The following is a 21990-nucleotide window of genomic DNA, read 5'->3' on the forward strand; positions in this document are numbered from 1 at the left end:
ACTTTAGAAGATATTCAAAAAACATTAGATTTTTTGAATTAAACATACATAACATTTAGACTTTGATTTAAATGCATTCTTAATACCTATATTTGCCCTATAACAACTGAGCGGGCACCCAGAATGTTTAATTACATTAAAAATCAGCGAGTTACATTTTAAAAGTAACAAATAGAAAACATTGATCTTAAGTTGATTTATGACAATTGGATTATAAAAATTTAAAGATAGTTTGAAAAGCAACCGACTACGTGACTACACGACTACATTTAATTTGTATATTAGGGTTTAAATATGTCTTTTACACAAGGCCTGTTTTGAGTAACCAATATTAAATCTATGTCAAAAATTCCACAACCACTTATTGATAGCATAAAAAATAAAAGTGTAGTATTATTTACAGGGAGTGGCTTCTCTTATGGAGCTAATCATCCCGATGGAACAAAACCACCATTAGGAATGGAATTGGGAGAAATGATGGCAGATAAATTTTTAGATAACACCTATAAAACATCACCCTTAACCTATATTTCCGATCTCGCTATTTCGCAGACAAATCTATTTGAGGTACAACGATTTATATATAATATTTTTAAAGATTTTACTCCAAATGAGGTACATGTTAAATTTACAAGGTTTCTATGGAAGGCTATTTTTACAACAAATTATGATCAGATCTTAGAAAAAGCATATGAATTAAATAAAAGTAGTATTCAAGAGATCAATCCAATCTACAGAAACACTAACGAACAAAATATTTTTTTGACTGAAAAAACAGTTCCTTATTATAAGCTACATGGCTGTATTTCTTACATAAATGACGAAAAATTACCACTAATATTATCAACAGAACAATATATTTCCCATAAAATCAATAGGGATAGACTATTTAGTAAGCTAAAAGAACTTGCGAGTGATTATACTTTTTTGTTTATAGGATATAGTAATCTAGACACAAATATTCGCACAATTTTAAAGGAACTTGAAAGTTTAAAAGACGGAAGACCTAGATCATATATGGTAGCTCCAGGATTCAATGAAATAGAATCAAGCTACTGGGCTGAAAGAAAAATAACTACCATAAAAAAGACTGGGCAAGAATTTATAGACGAGCTTGAGACTTTAATAAGTCAAGAGGAGATGAAATTAGGATCTATTATTGAAGATGGTGAAAGAACAATTTACAGAAAATTTTTAATTTCCCCTAAAGAAATAAATCCAACTGAAAGTCTATTAAAATTTATAGACTTTGAAGCAGAATTTATAAACTCATCAATTCCATCTAAATCAACCATTCCAAACGCATTTTATAAAGGATATTTTGAAAACTGGGATCCAATTTTGAGAAACCTTGACGCTGAAAGAAGTTTAAAAGATCGTATATTAACAGATATTATTTTTGAAGAAAAATACCTTAAAGAAAATACATCCTATGTATTTAGTATTAATGGTTTTGCCGGCTCAGGTAAATCTGTTCTTTTAAGAAGGTTAGCATGGGATAGTGCGATAACTTTTGAAAAGTTTTGTCTCTTTATTAAAAAAGGAATTTTTATAAGAATCGATCCAATCATAGAACTATATCATTATGTTAAAGAAAGAATATACATTTTCGTTGATGATCTAATAGCAAATGACCAGGTAATTATAAATTTAATAGATAGGTTAGAAAAAGAACAAATTCCGGTAACCATAATTGGTACATCTAGAACAAATCAATTAAATGATAACAAAGACATTCAAACGATAATTGACAGAAATTATCAACTCAATTATTTAAATGAAAGAGAAATAGAAGGAGTATTAGATAAACTTAAAGTCCACAAGTGTTTAGGTCATTTAGAAAAAAAAACAAGAGAAGATCAAATTAAAGAATTAAGAGAAATTTCTGGAAGAGTATTACTTGTAGCTCTTCACGAAGCTACTGGTGGAAAATCATTTGAAGATATTATTATAGATGAATATAATTCAATTTTCAACCCAAAAGCCCAATCAATATATCTTACGGTATCTATATTACATAAATTAGGTTCGTATGCAAGAGCAGGGCTTATCAGTAGAGTTCATGAAATTGGATTTAGTCAGTTTGAAAGAGAATTTTTCAAGCCATTAGAATACATCGTATTTACTGAAAAAAATTACACTATCTCAGATTATATATATAAAACACGTCATCCAATGATTGCTGAGATGGTTTTCAATGCTGTATTGGTCTCAGAACAACAAAGGTATGATGAATATGTTAGAATACTCAATCATTTAGATTTAGATTATAATAGTGACAAAGCAACTTTTCTGTCATTGACTAAAGCTAAAACATTAAAGGATATATTTAAAGATCCGATTAAAGTAAGAAACTTATTTGAGGTGGCTGAACAATGCAGCCCTAATAATGCTAAGTTACTTCAACAAATGGCTATATATGAAATGAGTATTCCAGGAGGTAATAATGAAAGAGCTGATGCTTATTTAAAGGAAGCCATGGAATTAGAACCAAATGACCCTTTAATAAACCATTCTATTGCCGAAAATTTTCTTAAAAAAGCAGAGAAAGCGAAACATTATCTTGAAAAAAATCAATTATTAAAACAATCCCAAAATATCAGTTTAAAATTAGTTAGTAAATATCCAAATCAAGCACATAGTTATCATACGATTTTAAAGGCAAAATTAATGCAACTTAAAGATGAATTGTACTTGGACCAAAATATCGAACCTATTATAAAAGATATAGAAAAAACACTACAACAGACAAAACAGAGGTTTCCAGAACAAGAGTTTATCTTGGACATTGAAGCAAAATATAAAGAAATCATTGAAAAACAACCAGAGGCTTTATCTTTACTTGAAAAAGCATTTAATTTAAATTCGGCGAGTCCATATATAGCAATCAGATATGCAAATACTTTAGAGAGTTTGGACAGGTCTAAAAAGGCATTAGATGTTTTAAAAATAGCTTTAAATAAGGTACCAAATGAAAAGGATTTATCATTTAAATATGCATTGCTAGTGAATAAAATTAATCCAGAAGACCTTTATGAAATTACTTCTTTATTACGTAGATCCTTTACTATGGGCGATTCTAGGTATGAGGCTCAATTTTATTACGGAATGGCACTACATTCGCTAAATGACGCTAATTATAAAAATATTTTTGAAAAATTATCTAAAGCTAAAATAAATCCAGATTTCAAAAATATGGCACGAACATTAAATAATGTAGAATCAAAAAAAATATTTAATGGTATAATAACTAAATTGGAATTCAATCATGGCTATATTCAACGTGATGCATTTGGTGATAGAATATATTTTAACAAAAGTAACTGCATAAATTTTAAATATTTAGAAGTAGGTAAAAGATATGAATTTCAAATTGGGTTTAATTACCATGGTCCAATAGCAATCAACATACATTAGAATATTCTAATGTATGTTGATTGCTCTCAAATCTAAAAACTCATCAGGCTCATATAATACATAAAAAAAAGATTTCAAAGAAACAGTCCTAATAATTAATCAAACTTTTATTTTACATGTTCATTTAATCTTAGTTCTGTTTTAACAGAATCTATTATCTTCAATCCATCTTTATATTTTTGTTCTTCTAAAAGCAAGCCATTAACAGATTGGTTTTCAAAAGATATTAATGAGAAACCAGTCACAATAAATAATAAAACTATGACAAAAAATAAGATATAGTTTCTTTCTTTATTAAAAACATTACTAAACCCACGAGTAAAAGAAAATATAATGAGCACAAAAAGCCCTAATGATGATGCCATTGCTAATGTAAATAAAATAGCTTGGTATATACTTGAAATAAATTTAAATGCTGGGATCGAAGATAAAACGAAGGTAATTATTGCAGTAAAAACACCTATTATTTCTAGATTTTTACCTTCAATCTTACGAAAATCATCTTTTATTGACTTGAGTTCATTTAAATCTTTTCTTAGTGACCCAATTACTTTTAATTGAGTCTTAACTTCCCTTAACTTTTGTCGAGTTAATGAATAATCTAATTCAATTTTATTTATATCAAGAGGCAATACAAAGCTCGTAAAAACAATCAATGATTTCAATTCAGGATTTATATTTTCAATATTTAAGATAGATTCTTCAACAGGTAACAAAAATATAAAATTATGATTTTTTTTCGCCCATTCTTTTCTTCTATAGTATTCATCTAATATCACCGTACATTGTTTTTCAATAATACTATTATATTCGTTATAAATATCAATCAAACTACTATTTGAGTCGGCTTGATTTATCTTATTTCCGACATAATCAAGTACAAAGTCTAGATATTTTTGTTGTAAAAAATAATTATTATTTAGTTGATATAAGTTCTCATAACATTCTCTATATATATCATCATACTTTTTTAAATCAATCGATTTATTTTCTGATATGAGTGAAAAATAATTATTAACTGCATAATTAGATATTATTGACAAACAGTATTGGTCATATTTTGAGTTTTTTGAACTATCATATTTTAACAGATACGTTACTATTGTTTTTAGCTTTTTTTCAGAAGGTGAAATATCTTTATAATACTTTATTAAAGTATGAATATCAAAAAGTTTTAATTTAGAGTAATCTACATTTTTAGCTAACAATTTTCTACAATAAATCTCAAATCTGCTTTTATCTAAATTATCATCATAATGATAGTTTATCTTTTTTTTCCATTCAGAAAATATATTTACATCAACATCTTCATTAGACGCAGAAGTATGCATTTCATCACCTTTTCTATAAGTAATTTCACCTAGAAAATGTGAACTATCTTTTTTAAATCTCTGATTCCACTTATATATTAAGAAATTAGCTTTTATCTTAATAACATCAACTACCTCCTTAAATTCCTCAAGATCATTCAGATTATCTTCTATTAATTTTTTAATCACCTGAAATTCAGAAACAACATAGGTTAAATTTAAGTCCTTAAAAGAAATATTAATCACAGTAAATAATAACTTTATAGCTTTATATAAATGTTCATTAATGTTCTTAAAAAATTTATTATTTATAGGCTCTAAAACAAAATAATGCTCTATTCGTTCATTTGAATAACTTAAGTATATGCGCTCTAAAAAATTATAATAGTTATTAAGACAAAATTTTACTACCTCTACAAACTTGAGAAGTATAGCATTTTGTGTATCATCCAGATCAGATGATTTTAATGATATAAGATTTTCTACTTCTGATATTATTAGTTTAATATAATCTAAAGATTGCTCAGATTTTAATGCTTCACCCGACAGTATACTATAACATATCTTTAAAATAACATCTATTATAATAGACTCTGATCTACCTCCAAATGTTTCAATATCACTAAAATCTTCAATGTCACCATCAACAGTAGTGGAATCTATTAAATTATTACTTTTAGAACTTACTTGAGACTGTAATAAGATAGTATTGGAATCAGACAAACTGTGTGTTGAATCATTATTTTCATCCTCGGATAAATTTCCTTCGTTAGAATTTTCACCCTCACTCCTTGAAGTATTGGAATTACTTTCTAACTCTCCACCTACCAAGGAAAAATTAGAATTATCCTCTATTATAACTCTTATAGAGTCTAAAGACAAACCATAATTTTCTACAATAGATTTTATGCTATTTAGAAAAGGAAAAAGGGAATTCATTGAATTTAAAGTTTATATATTTTCCTTTCACTTTTAATCACTTCTAATGGAATCTCCATACTTAACTGTCCATTCCTTCTAGCTTGACTAAAATAATAATCCCAAGAAAACCACTTATGACTTAACTCTACCAATTGATAAGCTGTCATTTTTAAAATATCTGGATTTAAAGACAAAAGCAACTCAAATCGATTATCAACCTCTCTTCTTATCTCTTCTGAAAATTTTGATTCATCAACTGAAGAAACTTTTAAATTCACACCATTTTTATTGAAAATAAAAAATGACAGAGGAGAATTTTGCTTCATGGCAGTATAGACATCTGTAATCACATGACCTAAAGGCATAGCCTTAACACTTCCAAATATTGGCAATAAGAAATCATCGTTATTTCCCTCACTTACTGTAGAGAAGAAAAACAAAAGTTTAATTGATTTAAGAATACTTAAGTCGTTGTCCAAAGCACCATTATGTTTTAATGATTTAAATATAAAATACTCAAATAGCTCAATTCTATCCATAACAATACAATGATATCTTTTCCTGGGGTGCAAAGATAATTAATCTTCTTGCAACAAGATAGTAAATTAAATGAACAAATATGACTTTTTTATAAAACATTTTATCTATTTAAAAACATACCTATATAACACATAAAGCAAGAAGTCAGAAACAATAACCCAAAGAAAATCAACAAATACTTATTAAGGAAGAAGCCCTTCAAAGCTTTATTCAGTTGATTTGATGCATCAGCAGAGGTTTTACTTATTACATCGTTATACTCTTTCAATTCTGTACAGTCCACAGATAATTTTGAATTAGCTATAGAGTTATTTATCCGTTTTTCAATTTGATATATAGCTTGGAGTATTTCCTTTTGCTCTTGAAGTGTTTGTCTTTGATTTTTTTCAAAACTCTCCATTAGTGATGCTAGTGCAACCCCTAATTGATGATTTGTAAGTGATTTTTGATTTGACATATTGTTATCTTTTAAACTTATAACCTCTGTTAATATTTTGCTTTTCTTCTTTCAAGCTAGGTCCTGAATTATGCAATAATGAATCTATTCTGCCTACAGTCAATTTGCGATCTATATCGGATGCTTTATGACCTTTGATGCTATAACCGCTCAACTTTCCTGTAACCTTACTATATACTTTCTTTGGATCTAAACCTTTTTTATCAAGCAATTCTAAAAATTGATCGAAAGAAGTAACTTTATTCTCCTTCAATAGATCACCAATAGATTTTTTTATTATTTCTCGATCTTGTTTTACTTCATTTCGTATGGCAGAAGCTGTTTTCCATCCCAAGGCTAGAGCTATATTCTCTGCTCCAATTTGTGCTCTTTTCGAAATCCAGGAATCTGGTTTTGCTTTTCCGTTTTTAATACGATTAATAATTGCGTGGATATGTATTTTACCAGTGGAATTATGAACTGTTGAAATATATTGATGTTGACTCAACCCCAAATGTTCCAATTGCTTATGTAATATTTCTCTTAACTGAGGGATCGATAAATCTTTACTTACCTCAGGATTCGGACTTATGATTAGTGATATTGTGTTATTATGACATCTTTTATTAGTTGATTGTACAAATCGCATTTCATTCAGTATTTCTGTACCATTTCTACCAATAACCCCATTTCTATCTAATTCTAAGGCTTTACCTAATACTTTATCAGACAAGATATAGTCGATAGCTTGTCGACTTCCTTGCCTTGAAGATGCTTTACTTACCATTTTTAATAAATTCTAGATGATTACATAATTCATTACTGACTTTTGAAACCTCCAATCCGACTTCATGCATATTTCTGTTCTTAATTAGATTAGATATATAAGTAAAGTTTCTATGGAATTTTGATAGCTCGGTGTACGCTGAAATCCTATCTTCACTTGGTGGAGGAACGATCACTCTATGTAAAGCACAGTCAATCATAAATTGACTGACTGAAAGTCCTGCTTTTTTAGCATTTATCTTGATAAGCTCCTTATCAAGAATAGAAACACGAATTTTTATAATTTGGGTTTTGCTCATAATTTAAAACTTGTTTTTAAATTATCTCCGTCCTTATGTACGGAGATTCGTTTGCGACCCTTCGGAAGCAAACCAAGAGGTGTTTGAGAAAACATGAATTGTATAAAAATTTATTTTTAGAACAATTCATGGGGCCACAAACACACCTCTTGAATTATCGACGCTATCTAGACGTGGTTGGGATTAATGCCTCTATGAAAAGGCATTAATTCTAAACCACAAAGCCAAATGAAAACATGCTGTAGAAACCCATCATAGGTTTCGAAATGCTTGTATGAAATTTGGATTTTCATTATTCTTTGCAATCAACCAGTCATTTACATCATTGTATCCTTTATATAGATGATTTAATGATTTGAAGACGTTTGAATACTTTATTGACAAGAATTTAGTTGCATCACTCCCTGATTCATCATTATCAAACGCTGTCAAAACAGAAGAATATTGACTCAAATCGGGAATTAGATAAATGTTTTTAACGCTATTTAGAATAATGAAATCAACTTTAGATTCCTTCTCTGGATAGAGAGTTAAAAAAGCTAACATGTCAGACCAAGATTCAAAAAGTATTACCTCTTTTCGTTGCCTTAGGAAAGTAGTAATAGCCTTATTTCCTAAACACCTTTTAACTGTATCAACGTTATTTGAAACTCTATAATTTACCTCATAACCCCCGACATCATTCCTAAAACCTACATTCAAAAATGATCTTGAAGAACCAAATAATGAATACTTAACTTCCATTAGAAACTTTTTACATAGATTCAAATCCAAACCTCTATTGGCTAGATACTTTAATAATTCAGCATTCTGTAAATCATACACACCTTCAATAAAATATGTTTTGGCTATATTTTTTCCTTCCTCAGCAATCATAATCTTTCTATGCTGAGGAAAAGAAAAGTCTTTAATCCTCTCAAGGGCTTCACTAACACCAATTTGATAATAACATTGCATAAAATCTATTATCGTCCCTGAGGCTTTATATTTACCTCCTACAGCACCAAAGTCTATAAAGGAGTTAAACTTTTCATTTACCTTCATGCTCGCCGAATTTTCATTTCTAAAAACCGATTTTCCCCAGTGTTCATGACCTCTGCTATATTTTATTTGAAATCCAAAATTCTGTATCAAGAATTTCTTTAAATCTATTTTTTTTGCTTGTTCACAATTCATCTTGTAGTCGTGTAGTTAGCTGTAGTCAGATAAAGAAATCATCTGACTACAGCATAAATATTTGATTATTTAACCATTAACCCATTTGTAGTTATGTAGTCGGCAGATTATCCAAAACATAATAAACTTTAACTGGATGTTCTTTCTTTTCACCAGCAACATCAATATATCCACGTCTCTGATGACTTTGAAAACCTAGGCGTTTCAAGGCTTTATGAAGCTCTTTCGCATTCAGTTTAGGATATGTTTTCATCTGTAATTCATGCATGATTTCAGATGACAATAACTCTCTGTGATAACTCTCTGCTGTTCCTGGGGATAAATATTTTTGAAGTACCTCAAACTCAACGGAGCTTACTTTGAAAGAATCATTTGCTAACTCATTTTCATGAATTTCTTCTCGAGTCATTTCATATTTAAAGTCAGACTGAAGTAAATGATAAGCATGAGACCATACTAAATCGATGTCAATATCTTTTTTGTATTCCCAATTAATATTTTCAATTCTAAAGCATAACCATCTAACATTGGAATCATCAGTTAGGAACTCTGTTTGGTTTGTCGAACCTATAAAACTTATTCTTCTTGGCGACGTCTTAGCTTTCCGTTCATATGGGTGACGAACATTGATATAAAGCTTAGACATTATCGCTTTTAATGCATTAATTTCAAATTTTGTTAAGGATGCCAATTCATCCAGAATACAAATAAAATTAGACGATAAAGCTATCGTCGAGTCTTTATCTAGTCCGATATTTTCAATACAATAAGAGTTTAAATCTTTCGGTACTAAAAACCTACAAAGGCTTGTTTTACCAATATTTTGTTTTTCTGATTGAAGAACTATCGTCTGCTTATTGAAATAATCTTCTCGCAATGCGCATAACACAGTTCTACACAGCCATTTTTTGAATTGTATATTAAATCGCTTTTGATCAGAAGTTATTATATAATTTGAGAATTTCTCAATATAATCTCCATGAACTTCTTGACTGTACTTTCCTTTAATAGACTTGAAGTATTCTTGTAATGGATCATAATCTTTAACATAATTAGAACCTAAGAATACTAAAATGTCTGAAATAGAAGCACGTAAGCCGACATCTATTCGTAATGTCAAATAAAGATTATTTTCATTTACCTCTCTAAAAGTTTGGTTACTCTTTAGTTTGTATTCAATTGAATTGGTTAGCGCATTACGCCTGAAATCATATTGTTCAACAAGGTATTCAACGACTTTTTGAATACTTGATGCATCATCTCGTTTTGTCATTTTTAAATTCTTAATGTGAATGGAAATATTTCATTAAGAATTCCTTAACTTTGCTCTATCAGGAAAAAGAAGAAATTCTTAAAAGAAATTTGAAAGCAATCAGAAATGGTTGCTTTTAGTTTTTTCTTCTCATTTTTCTTTTCATCAGCATTGTTGCTGACATTTCTCGCATTTCCTCTTCTGATTTATTGCGATATTTTTTCATCCAAGCTATCAAATCACTTTCAAAAAAACGCACACCTCCATTCGGTAATTTTGAATGAGGAATAACATCTTCAGAAACTAATTGATAGAGGCGGTTCTTGCTATAACAAGTTACTTCACATGCTAATTCATATTCGCCAACTCTGTCCTGTTGAGGAATATATTTACTGAGAAGAGTCGTAAGCTTTTCCTCCATGAAACCGTCCAGTTGATCAAAAGTTAGATCAATTAATCTTGTGTCTTTTGTGATTGTACTCATAACGTTTAAATTTTGTTGAGCACAAATATTTATCATTTTCTTAGCTTAACGCACCGAAAACGAGCTTTCGGACAATTTCGGAAGAGAGTATAATAGATATTAGGATTTATTAATAGAATCTAATAAATTCTGATATGGAATGATAAATTGATTTAATCCAGCATGTGATTTTTTTGAAGGATCTTTAACTACTTGCAAATATTCATTGAAATCTCTAGGCTCAAGATAGCACAGATAGTCTTTGGAATTTTTTGCAGCTGTAGTTTCAAATTCAAAGAATGTATCTAGATTTTTTTTATTTTGACCCCTAGTTATATCAGCTTTGATAATTCCATTATGTGTTAAAACAGCTAATAGTGAAGATAAATTTTGGGACTCTGTACCTTCTATCAAATTAAAAGAATACTTAGATGTTGGAGTTTTTATTAATAAATTATTAACAACCAATAATTTAATGAATTTATCAAAACTTTTATTATCTATAATGTAGTTTGAAAAGTCATTCTTCTTGAATCTCGCATCATTAACTTTAATCAATTCTTTTAATGCTACTCGATTATTTAATACAGAAAGGTAATATTTAGTTTTAACTCTTTCTCTCCTTGAAAATGGGCTATTTGGGTAACTATCACTTTCCAATAATACGTATACAATCAGCATTATTGAAAAAACGAACAGCAGTATTAATTTATATTTATGATGTATAGATCCTACTAAAATCATTAACATTATTAATATGTAAAAGCAACTTACAATGCTTTTACCATGAAAGCTAAATCTATATTGTTCCAACAATTGTTCAGCTTTAACCTCTAAATTTTCATGATAACCTTTTAGATCTTGGTATAAGCTTAGATTATAGTCATTCAACTCTTCAAAACTAGACTGAGTTATCAATGTTGGATTATAGATGAGATATATTCCCAAAGGAAATAATCCTATAGTCATATAGATTAATATTTCCGCTTGATATTTCCCTAGAAGATAAGCACAGAAAATTATTAAACTAATTAACACCCATTTTGCACTTTTTTTTAAATTCATAATCTTGGAAATTTTAGTATTTCTTCTTCTTTCTTCTGACTAATGATCTTTCCATAGACCATCGTCATCTCAATTTTTGAATGGGCTAATAATTCTTTCATTGTATATAAATCTATTCCATACGTTAAACCGATTGTAGCAAAAGTGTGTCTAGATGTATGAAAGGTTATTGCTCTATGGTTGTTTAAATTCGCAATTTTTGCCCATTCTTTCAAATGAATATTAATTGCATGACTGGTACTCGGTAAACCCCAAAATATTTTATTGCTTATAGGATGCTTAGGTATTTGCTCAATGATCTTATAAACATCATCTAGAATCGGTATACTAACCAATTTTTGAGGAGTTTTCTTAGGTCGAAATACTAATTGCCCATTAATCATATTTTCATATGATATCACTCTAACATCTGAAATACGAAGTCCAGTAAAACATGAAAATAGATAAGCTAATCTAATCTGCTCATTGCCCCATTCCAATTTTGTTTCAGCTAATTTTCTTACTTCCTCAATGGTCAATCTATTTCTTTCAGTCACTATTTCTTTTACAGAAGTCCAAAATTCAAAAGGACTTTCATCAATTATTCTGCGAGTAACCAACTTATTATAATATTGTCTAAATACGGACATATATGCATGAGTAGTATTTTGCGACACAACTAACATTAAATAACTTTGGAAAGCATCAAGAAAATCCTCTTTAACCTCAGAGATCAAAAAGCTCTTTTTACCAAGATACTTGTGTAAATGTATAATTAAGCATTCCAATTTATAATTAAACTTCTTAGTTAGACATTCTTCCAAATAATCCAATAATTCAAGACTAGGTCTATTTGGTTTTTCATAACCATGTTTCGCAAAATTGAGATCAGTTTCACGCTTATTTCTAATTGCCTGAACTAATTTCATATTCTCTGAATCCTTTTCCATTATCCGAACTCGCGAGCTTGAATAATCTTTATGGACATGGATACCTAAAAATTCATAACTTCGCTTAGATTTATTATCTGAAGTCTTGTAGTAAATATCTAGATATGTACTGAACATACCTGATTTTAATGGTTTAAAACGTACTTTAATCATGTGTTACTTTTGTTATTTTTCGCAATATAGAAGTAACAAGGTGAGTAACAAAACTTCGATAAATCCTCACATAAACTTATAGAAAAATATAGTTTTAATCGAATTAATCATCTGAAAATAAGGTTTTTAATTTTAAAATCTATTAATTTCTATCATAATTTATCTATACTTATATTTGCACCCATGATATATTTTCACATTCCATTCTGTAAGCAAGCTTGTCACTATTGTGATTTTCACTTTAGCACTTCGTTGAAGTATAAGGAGGAGATGTTGTGGGCTATGCAGCAGGAGATTGCGAAACGGGCGCATTATTTGGAAGACAAGAAAATACACAGTCTATATTTTGGAGGTGGAACGCCTTCTATTCTAGATGATGAAGATATATTACAACTCATTGGTACTGTAGAAAAGTATTTTGAGATTGCGCCGGATGCGGAAATTACCTTGGAAGCGAATCCTGATGATTTAACACGAGAAAAGGTAGATGCACTACGTCAAACACCTATCAACCGTTTTTCTATTGGTATTCAATCATTCTACGAAGAGGATTTGCGTTGGATGAATCGTGCACATAATGCACAAGAAGCGGATTCTTCGATCAAGCGCGTGCAAGATGCAGGTTTTGAAAATATTACCTGTGATTTGATTTATGGTTATCCATTATTGACGGACGAAAAGTGGAAAGCTAATATGCAAAATCTTATTGCGCTAGATATACCGCATATTTCGTCCTATTCGATGACAGTGGAGAAAAAAACTGCATTGGCTCATTTTGTCAAAGAAGGTAAAACGCCAGGCATGAATGATGAGCAGAGTGCTGCGCAAATGCTGATGCTCATTGATACGTTGACACAAAATGGTTTTGAGCACTATGAAATTTCCAATTTCGCAAAGGATGGTATGTACGCCAAGCACAATACAAACTATTGGAAAGGGAAACATTATCTAGGAATCGGTCCTTCTGCGCATTCTTTCAATGGACATAGTCGATCGTGGAATGTCGCTAATAATGCCAAATATATCGCCGCATTAACAGATGATACATCGTATAATGAACTAGAGTATCTTACCAAATCAGATCAATTCAATGAATATGTTATGACCTCTATCCGTACGATGTGGGGGCTAGATTTACAAAAAGTAGAAAAAGACTTTGGTTACGATTATAAGCAACATATTCTAAAAGAAAGCCAAACTTTCTTGGTAAATGAAGAATTGGAAATCATTGATAATAATACACTCCTCCGTGCAACGAACAAAGGAAAATTATTAGCTGACCACATTGCATCGGAACTATTCTTGGTAGATGAGGTTTAATTTATCCTAACAATTTCTCAGTTTCCAAATATTTCATAATAATCTGTGTCGCTCCTGCACGCTGCTGCACATATTTCTTTGCAGAATTGCTCGCTTCTTGTAAGAAATGTTGATCTTTTAGTGAATCAAAAACCTGTTTTAATTCTGTGCAATTAGATATCGAAAATCCTGCTATAAGTGTTACTAAATCTATAGCCTCGTGGAATTTCTCGTATTTCGGACCGAAAATAACAGGTTTACCGTATGTTGCAGCTTCCAATGTATTGTGAATACCAACACCAAATCCACCACCAATGTATGTAACATCAGCATAGTGGTACAACGATGAAAGCATGCCGATATTATCAATAACTAAGATTTTACTTAGGTAAATCTGTTCATTAGTGTATGTAGAGAATTTTGAAAATAATAACACATCACCGAATAGCTTAACTATTTCATCGATATGCGACTGATGTATTTCATGTGGAGCAAGAATAAATTTCCATTCAGGATTGTCTAGTGAGAGTTGTTTCAATAGCTCCTCGTCCGGTTTCCATGTACTACCAGCGACAACTGTTTTATGGTTAGCACAAAACTCTTCTATTTCTGGAATAGACTTATGTTGAATCGGTAATTCCACCACACGGTCAAAGCGCGTGTCACCTGCTAAACCAGCTTTTGTGATATTTATCCATTTCAGCATATGAACTGAATCGGTATTCTGCGCAAAGAAATAGGATACATTTTTTAATATGGAACGAAAAAATCCGCCATAAGGCTTAAAGAAAATTTGGTCTTCTCTGAAAATTGCCGAAATCATTAACAGACGAATATCTCGCGTTTTCAACTCTTTGAAATAGTGATACCAATATTCGTATTTGGTGAATACCACAAATTTGGGTTGAATAATATCGATGAAAGTTTTTGCATTTGCCGCAGTATCTTCTGGTAAGTAAAACACATAATCAGCCAACTTGGAGTTTTTACGAACTTCAAATCCTGAAGGAGAAAAAAAAGTTAGTATTATTTTTTCGTTAAGAAATCTACTTTTTATCTGTTCCAAAACCGCTCTTCCTTGCTCAAATTCCCCCAAGGATGCAAAGTGAAACCATATGTATTTATGACCTTTTTCAACCGTTTGATTGATGTTTTTCAAGATGTCCTTTCGACCATCAACCCACAGTTTAGCTTTTGGGTGAAATGGTGAAATAAGACGCAATAAAACGCCGTAAAGCCATATTCCAAGGTCATATATTAATCGCATATTTTTAAAATAATACTTATATTCGTCAAAGATAAAGATATTAAACCTTTTCTAAACGTAGACACCGTGCAAAATACAGTTTGCAAGAGCATAGACAATCGAAAGGCAGCTTGCCAAAAAAATCACTCAGGTGACATACAATCTCCTATTTACTTCAAGTTTAAAAAATTAAGTTATTTTTTGTCGCTACATATGTGTCAAAACTTACTGCTTAAAACAGCAATGTTTACCAAATACGTTTCAATATTAACATTCAACAAAATAGAAATTTATAAAGATTATGAGTAAAATTTTAGTAACGGGGGGAACAGGCTACATTGGTTCGCATACTGTTGTAGAATTACACAATGCGGGATATACGCCTGTTATCGTTGACAATCTATCTAATTCTAATATTAAAATTTTAGATCAAATCGAGAAAATCATCGGTATAAAGCCAGAATTTCATCAATTTGATTTATGTGATATAGCAGCTACGACAGCTTTCATCAACGCAAATCCAGATATTACGGGAATTATCCACTTTGCTGCCTCCAAGGCTGTAGGTGAGTCTGTACAAGATCCATTAAAATATTACCATAACAATTTCTTCTCTTTGATCAATCTGTTAAATAGCTATCGCGCGAAGCCAATCAATTTTGTATTTTCTTCAAGCTGCACGGTATATGGCGAACCAGATGTGCTTCCCGTTACGGAATCTGCACCAGTGAAGAAATCTACATCACCTTATGGCAATACAAAGCAAATTGCGGAAGAAATCCTCGAAGAAACAGCAAATGCTTACGGTAACTATAATATTGTGGCTCTACGCTACTTTAATCCAGTAGGCGCACATGCAACTTCGTTAATTGGAGAATTGCCAAATGGTGTTCCTCAAAACTTGTTACCTTTCATTACACAGACTGCAATCGGTAAGCGTGAGAAATTAACGGTTTTTGGTAATGATTATGATACGCCAGATGGTTCATGTGTGCGTGATTATATACACGTAGTAGATTTAGCAAAAGCACACGTAGCGGCGATTAAATTATTAGAAAAAGGCAATCCTAATGGAAAATATGATGTTTTCAATATCGGAACAGGAAACGGTTATTCGGTATTGGAAGCTATCAAAGCTTTCGAAAAAGCTTCTGGAAAACCATTAAACTATGAATTCGGTCCACGTCGTGATGGAGATGTAATTCAAGTTTGGGGTGATGTAACCAAATCAACTAAAGAATTGGGTTGGAAAGCCGAATTAGGAATTGACGAAATGATGTCTTCCGCTTGGTCTTGGGAACAATATATTCATGAAAATCCTTTGGATTAATGCTCCATTCTAGCATAAAAAATAAGCCTTGACAATAGCCAAGGCTTATTTTTTATGCTTCAGCTTCCACTTTATCTTTTGGAGGGAAGTTTTTATGTTTTCTTTTAGAAATCTTTTCAATGTTTACAGGTTGTGGTACTTTAACGTAATACCCTGTACCGTCGTAAACACGTTTATCAGGGACAGATTGACATTCCATCGAGCAACAACCCTCTAATTCCCAACCACAGTCGTCACATTGCGTGAAGTGCTCATTACATTTTGCATTAGCACAGTTGATCATTTTATTCGTGGTTTTACCACAATTGCGACAAGTCGAAATGATAGTCGGATTTACCGAATTCACAGGAACTGTAACACGATTATCAAATACATAACAATCCCCTTCAAAATCTTTACCACCAGCTTCTTTACCATATTTGATAATACCACCGTGCAATTGGTATACATCTTCAAAACCTTCTTTAAGTAATAATGCTGAAGCTTTCTCGCATTTAATGCCGCCAGTACAATACGTAAGAATTTTTTTGCCTTTCAGGTGTTCTAACTCTTTTACTTTATCAGGGAATTCTCGGAAGTTTTCAATATCTAATGTCACCGCATTTTTGAAACGACCTACAGAATGTTCGTAGTTCGAACGCACATCCAAGATTACCACATCTTCTTGGTCTTTCATTTCCATAAAATCCTTTGGCTCAAGATGTTTTCCTGTCTGTTTAGTCGGGTTAATAACTTTGGGATCACGCAAACCCGAGTGAACAATTTCTTCTTTGTATCGGCAGTGCATTTTGATGAAAGAAGGTTCTTCTACATCATCAATTTTAAACTCTGTATGGTTAAATCTTCCATCCGCATAAACTGCATCCATATAGGCTTTACATGCCTCAGGAGTCCCAGAAACGGTACCATTAAGACCTTCATCAGCTACGATGATTCGACCTACAAGTCCAAGAGATTTACAAAATTCTAAATGATCTGCAGCAAACTGTTCTGCATTTTCGATAGGGCTGTAACAATAGTACAGCAATGTTTGATATTGTGCCATATATTCATTGATACCGCTGCAAACGGCGTTTAATGTTAGTAATTATTTCGATGCAAAGATAGGAAAAAGAAAAATACTAAAAATGAGTGTTATTACTTTTTAATAAGTGGCGTAAGCAGATACTCCAAACCATTCAATTTGATCTCGTACAAAGTTGCCAATTGTGTGCCTAATTTTCCTGGAGGAAAACCTTTTTTGTGAAACCAAACCAAGTATGGCTCGGGTAATCGACAAAGCAACCAACCATGGTATTTGCCGAATGGCATTTTTGTATTTGCCAATTCAACCAATATTTCGGGATTAAAAAAATTGTTATTCTCTTGTTTTGCCATTTACGAGTCTATACTTGATAAGTCTTAATGCGATGATGCCGTGATTAATCCAATTTTGAAAAGTGCCGTAATGTTTTTTGAAAATAGCATAACGCTCTTTCAAACTTTGTTTATGTCGCTTTTGAGACATGCCTCCAACCAAATAGCGTGCTACGTAGCAATTTACATTCTGCGTAGTTTTAGCTTTTTTAGCTGCTCGTATCACCCAATCTACATCAGCACTAAGTTTGTATTGCAAATCATAGGGCTGCGCAATTTCACGTTTTACATATATAGCTTGATGGCAAACATTCATTCCATATTGAAAAGATTTCCAGTCAAATTGCTGTGGCGCTTTATGACGTCGATCGCCAATGATTTTTCGGTCTTCGTCGACTAATTTAGTCTCGCCGTAAATAATATCTGCACCCTTACCTTTTTCTACTATTGTTTGGATAGTATTGTTGTCAAATAATTCATCTCCTGAGTTCAAAAATAACACGTAGTCACCAGTAGCTTTTGCTAATCCTTTGTTCATCGCGTCGTAGATACCAGCATCTTTTTCAGATACAAGAATATCAATGCTGCCGCGATATTTTTGGATAATATCCAGCGTACCATCCGTAGAAGCACCATCGATGATAATGTATTCGATGTGGCTGTACGACTGATTGATGACCGAAAGAATAGTATGTTCGATATCACGTACATTATTGTACACAATAGTAATAATGGATATTTTGGGAGATGTCACTTTTGCTATTTTATATTCAAATGCTTTTTAGCAAATCTTAAAACTCTTGTAAATAAAGAGCCTTTACGATGTTTGTAAAAATAAGTAATTGCCTCGTAAGCTTGTTTATTTTCTTCGATTTCTTTGGGAAAGTATGAGACAGCTTGGGTTGCAAGTTCCACTTTATACGCATTATCTGCATCAGAATGCGTACCCGAACCATCCGTACCCATATTTTGAATCATGGATTGTCTGGGGTATAAAGCCAATCCATCATTATTAAAAAGGGTTAGATACCAGCGAATAGCCCAAGAATTGATTTTTCCAGCCTTATATTCTTTAACTTGTTTCCAAAAATTCTCCGTATGATCTATACTGAATCTTTTGATTTTATCTTTATCGAAATCTGCAATAAGTTGATCGATATCTGTGTTGTATTTGTTCCAAGCACGCTTCCACGTAGCCCATCCCCAACTATTCGCAACGCGAAAGAAAAAAGTTTCGGGTAGTTTATCTGCATCTTTTACAGGATACATGTAGCCACTGATTTCCATGACCTTTTCCTCTTGTTCGTAAGCATCCAGTGCATCATTGAAGTAGCGCAATCCAACCTTGGAAATTTCTAAATCGTCTTCCAATACGATAACTTTTCCATATTGTTTGATAATTTCACTTACGCCAGAAATGATATTCTGCGCTAACCCCACATTACGTTCTCTTTCGATAATAGTAATTTTTTTGAAATTCCACGGCTCTGCTATTATTGCGCGAACTCTATTTACGTGTTCAATTGCATTAGCATTTTTAGCGCCATCAGAAAAGATAAATACCTCAGAATCCTGCGCAAGTTCTGCATTTTCCAAAGCCTGCAACATCTTTCGAGTGTGATGTGGTCGATTATATGTAAAAATTATAATAGGCGCTAATTCTCGCATACAGTTAAGAGTTTTGTGTTTTTTCAATCAATTCTATAATAGAACGATTGTTTGCGACTTCTTGTTTTTTGTTTTTAAGAGAATAAAATAAAATCAATGTTTTATGGTAGGTAATCAGCTCTTTTTCAACACGCACAGTATCTCTCCTCAATTTCTTATTCAAATAACGATAAGAATCTAAAGCTAACCGCGCAGTCTTCAATGAAAATTTTCTATTTGAAATGGGGTGTTTATATGATTTAGAAAAATCCATTTTTATATGGCAATCTGGAAACTGCGAAAGCATTGATTCATGTAAATAACGTTCTTCACCATAAAGAAAAATATTCTCATCGTAACCACCAATCGCGATGAAACTTGATTTACGCAAAAAAAAGCAAGCGCCAGAAACAACAGCGTACTGTGGTATAAAAATATTGAGCTTTTGCAAAAGTTGATTTATTATGAAATTAACTCGTGTCAATCTACGTTGGATAAATGAATGTGTCTTTTTATTATATTGATTTACTTGTTGGATACCAAGAATATTAAGTTTCGGATCCTTTATAAATTCATTTTTCGCCCAAGAAAAGAGTGGTTCTACTAATTTAACATCAGGATTAATAAGTAGAACATGTTCGTATTTAGCATTATTAATTCCCAAATTATTTCCAGCACCATAGCCTCCATTAATAGGATTTGCAATAAAAATAACATCTTTATAGTTTGTTCTAACGAAATTTTGAAGCTCAACCTGATTATCACTGTTGTTATCTACTAGAATAATTTCGAGCGCCTCTCCTATATCATTGTGGTGGAGAATTGCATCCACACACTTTATGACGAGTTCTAGTGGCGTATTGTACGTGAGTAATACAGCGCTAATACCATCTTTATTTACTTTTATGTCTGGAAACATATTTACTTTTTAAATAGTGTATGATTTCTAAAAGTACTTCGGACTTAATTATATACAAAATTGATAAATAAGTAATACAAAACACAAAAGCTTTGACAATAAAAGAAATCCATATACCAGAGACAAAATTACCAATAAAATAAGTGAATACCCCACCTAATACGGATGGAATAAGGTATTTAAGAATAATTAAGGATAGTTGAGAATATTCTATTTTACTGTACTGCGCTACGGAAATCTGCCACACAAATGTCCAAAACATAGTAAATAAGGAAATTCCCCATACCATGGGCATTACATCATCGCCATGTAAGAAATATATTATGATTAATTGAATGATTCCAAAAGAAATGATATAACGCATGTATAAATCTGACTTGCCCTTACTCAATAAAAAGTTGGAATAGAAATTAATAATGGGCAGAAAAGCAGCATTAAGACATAAAACTTTTAAAATTGGCACAGCAGGTATCCATTTATCCGTTACTGTAATAACAATAAATTCCTCTGCAACAACATTCAATAATGTTAATCCGGGGAATGCAGCGAAGCAAATGAAATTCAAGAGTTTAGCAAATATTCTTTTTTGTCGCTCCCTGTCATCAGCAATAGTAGACAACATGGGTTGAGCAAAACCATGCGACATATTCGCAATCACACCCTGAGCTTTAATGCTCCATCCATTCGCTTGTGTATAGTTACCGGTTGATGTTGTAGAATTTTTGCCTAATATCAACGTCAGAATATTATTATTAAGCGTTTCAACAACTCGAGTAATTAATATTTTCGAACTGAATCCCCATAATTCCTTGATAGGAGCAAAATTAATATTTAAGGAAGGCCTGAAGCCAGAATACAAAAAACAGATTAAGGAGTATGTAAAAGAGTAGGTAATGCTTTGAAATACTATTCCCCAATAGGCATAACCAAAGTAGACAAGCGTGATACCTATCGCTCCAGAACAAAGTGTTCCGGCAACAGTGGCTATGGATCTTTCTTTGACTTTTAGCGTCTTAAATAAATACGCACTGTGTGCAATACCAAGACTACCAAATACTAAGCCGATAAAAAGTACTCGTGCAGCAGTTACTATTTCAGGCTGATTATAGAAATAACCTATAATTGGAGATAAACAAAAGAGAATAATGTATAATGAGATGCTTATCAATAAGCTCGTCCAAAATACAGCATTGTAATCGCGGTGGTCAATTTTTTTCCGATTTGCTAAGGCATTGATAAATCCAGCTTCTTGGATGGATGAGCATACTGTCGCAAATACAATTATTATAGACACTAAACCATAGTCGTGTGGAGTTAGGATACGACTTAGATAAATTCCAAAAAAAACAGCAAGTAATTGTTGCGCTCCATTCGAAATGCTTCCCCACAATATCCCTTTTACAGCTTTCGATTTTAATGAATCAGAACTATTACTTGACATTTATT

The 21990-nt window shown here is 31.7% G+C and carries 20 protein-coding genes; 3 read left to right on the forward strand and 17 right to left on the reverse strand.

What is annotated here, in order from left to right; genetic code table 11:
* Positions 1-339: 339 nt before the first annotated feature.
* A complete protein-coding gene (locus FLS47_RS12460) occupies positions 340-3417 on the forward strand; it encodes an SIR2 family protein (protein WP_149914697.1) in 3078 nt (1025 codons plus the stop codon).
* 107 nt (positions 3418-3524) lie between these two features.
* Here FLS47_RS12460 and FLS47_RS12465 read toward each other — a convergent pair whose 3' ends face one another.
* The 10 genes from FLS47_RS12465 to FLS47_RS12510 form a co-directional block, all read right to left on the reverse strand.
* Positions 3525-5666 carry a hypothetical protein gene (locus tag FLS47_RS12465; RefSeq protein WP_149914698.1) on the reverse strand — a complete coding sequence of 714 codons (2142 nt, stop codon included), beginning with the start codon at positions 5664-5666 and terminating at the stop codon, positions 3525-3527.
* A gap of 5 nt (positions 5667-5671) precedes the next feature.
* Positions 5672-6187, reverse strand: coding sequence for a hypothetical protein (locus FLS47_RS12470; protein ID WP_149914699.1), 516 nt, complete (start codon positions 6185-6187; stop codon positions 5672-5674).
* 101 nt (positions 6188-6288) lie between these two features.
* Entirely contained in the window at positions 6289-6645 is a 357-nt protein-coding gene (locus FLS47_RS12475; protein ID WP_149914700.1) for a hypothetical protein, read from the reverse strand.
* Between the two features lie 4 nt (positions 6646-6649).
* On the reverse strand, positions 6650-7411 hold the full coding sequence (locus FLS47_RS12480; RefSeq protein WP_149914701.1) for a relaxase/mobilization nuclease domain-containing protein: 762 nt from the start codon (positions 7409-7411) through the stop codon (positions 6650-6652).
* A complete protein-coding gene (locus FLS47_RS12485; RefSeq protein ID WP_149914702.1) occupies positions 7401-7709 on the reverse strand; it encodes a plasmid mobilization protein in 309 nt (102 codons plus the stop codon). The genes FLS47_RS12480 and FLS47_RS12485 overlap by 11 nt, the downstream gene beginning before the upstream one ends.
* A 252-nt stretch (positions 7710-7961) precedes the next feature.
* Positions 7962-8885: a toprim domain-containing protein gene (locus FLS47_RS12490; protein ID WP_149914703.1), complete on the reverse strand. Its 924-nt coding sequence runs from the start codon at positions 8883-8885 to the stop codon at positions 7962-7964.
* Positions 8886-8976: 91 nt separating this feature from the next.
* Positions 8977-10158 carry a VapE domain-containing protein gene (locus FLS47_RS12495; RefSeq protein ID WP_149914704.1) on the reverse strand — a complete coding sequence of 394 codons (1182 nt, stop codon included), beginning with the start codon at positions 10156-10158 and terminating at the stop codon, positions 8977-8979.
* Positions 10159-10273: 115 nt separating this feature from the next.
* Positions 10274-10621: a helix-turn-helix transcriptional regulator gene (locus FLS47_RS12500; RefSeq protein ID WP_149914705.1), complete on the reverse strand. Its 348-nt coding sequence runs from the start codon at positions 10619-10621 to the stop codon at positions 10274-10276.
* A gap of 99 nt (positions 10622-10720) precedes the next feature.
* Complete coding sequence (locus FLS47_RS12505; RefSeq protein WP_149914706.1) at positions 10721-11665, reverse strand: hypothetical protein; 945 nt, start codon at positions 11663-11665, stop codon at positions 10721-10723.
* The gene (locus FLS47_RS12510; RefSeq protein ID WP_149914707.1) at positions 11662-12747 is read right to left on the reverse strand and encodes a site-specific integrase; all 1086 of its coding nucleotides are present in this window, start codon (positions 12745-12747) and stop codon (positions 11662-11664) included. The genes FLS47_RS12505 and FLS47_RS12510 overlap by 4 nt, the downstream gene beginning before the upstream one ends.
* 183 nt (positions 12748-12930) lie before the next feature.
* Here FLS47_RS12510 and hemW point away from each other — a divergent pair, with 183 nt between their 5' ends.
* A complete protein-coding gene (gene hemW / locus FLS47_RS12515; protein WP_149914708.1) occupies positions 12931-14067 on the forward strand; it encodes a radical SAM family heme chaperone HemW in 1137 nt (378 codons plus the stop codon).
* 1 nt (position 14068) lies between these two features.
* Here the strand turns inward: hemW and FLS47_RS12520 are convergent, their stop codons facing one another.
* Complete coding sequence (locus FLS47_RS12520; protein ID WP_149914709.1) at positions 14069-15313, reverse strand: 3-deoxy-D-manno-octulosonic acid transferase; 1245 nt, start codon at positions 15311-15313, stop codon at positions 14069-14071.
* 280 nt (positions 15314-15593) lie between these two features.
* On the opposite strand from FLS47_RS12520, the gene galE reads away from it, so the two are divergent.
* Positions 15594-16622 carry a UDP-glucose 4-epimerase GalE gene (gene galE, locus FLS47_RS12525; protein WP_149914710.1) on the forward strand — a complete coding sequence of 343 codons (1029 nt, stop codon included), beginning with the start codon at positions 15594-15596 and terminating at the stop codon, positions 16620-16622.
* 52 nt (positions 16623-16674) lie between these two features.
* Here the strand turns inward: galE and trhO are convergent, their stop codons facing one another.
* From trhO to FLS47_RS12555, 6 genes are all read right to left on the reverse strand, one after another.
* A complete protein-coding gene (gene trhO / locus FLS47_RS12530; protein WP_149914711.1) occupies positions 16675-17667 on the reverse strand; it encodes an oxygen-dependent tRNA uridine(34) hydroxylase TrhO in 993 nt (330 codons plus the stop codon).
* A gap of 92 nt (positions 17668-17759) precedes the next feature.
* On the reverse strand, positions 17760-17999 hold the full coding sequence (locus FLS47_RS12535) for a DUF3820 family protein (RefSeq protein WP_149914712.1): 240 nt from the start codon (positions 17997-17999) through the stop codon (positions 17760-17762).
* Positions 17980-18732, reverse strand: coding sequence for a glycosyltransferase family 2 protein (locus FLS47_RS12540; RefSeq protein ID WP_149914713.1), 753 nt, complete (start codon positions 18730-18732; stop codon positions 17980-17982). Before FLS47_RS12540 ends, FLS47_RS12535 begins: the two co-directional genes overlap by 20 nt.
* Before the next feature lie 5 nt (positions 18733-18737).
* Positions 18738-19646 (reverse strand): glycosyltransferase, encoded by a 909-nt coding sequence (locus tag FLS47_RS12545; protein WP_149914714.1) that lies wholly within the window; start codon positions 19644-19646, stop codon positions 18738-18740.
* Between the two features lie 4 nt (positions 19647-19650).
* The gene (locus FLS47_RS12550; protein WP_149914715.1) at positions 19651-20544 is read right to left on the reverse strand and encodes a glycosyltransferase; all 894 of its coding nucleotides are present in this window, start codon (positions 20542-20544) and stop codon (positions 19651-19653) included.
* Complete coding sequence (locus tag FLS47_RS12555; RefSeq protein WP_149914716.1) at positions 20519-21985, reverse strand: lipopolysaccharide biosynthesis protein; 1467 nt, start codon at positions 21983-21985, stop codon at positions 20519-20521. Before FLS47_RS12555 ends, FLS47_RS12550 begins: the two co-directional genes overlap by 26 nt.
* Positions 21986-21990 lie beyond the last annotated feature (5 nt).

Origin of the sequence: Sphingobacterium cavernae, from assembly GCF_008520265.1 — a bacterium.
Taxonomy (GTDB): Bacteria; Bacteroidota; Bacteroidia; order Sphingobacteriales; family Sphingobacteriaceae; genus Sphingobacterium; species Sphingobacterium cavernae.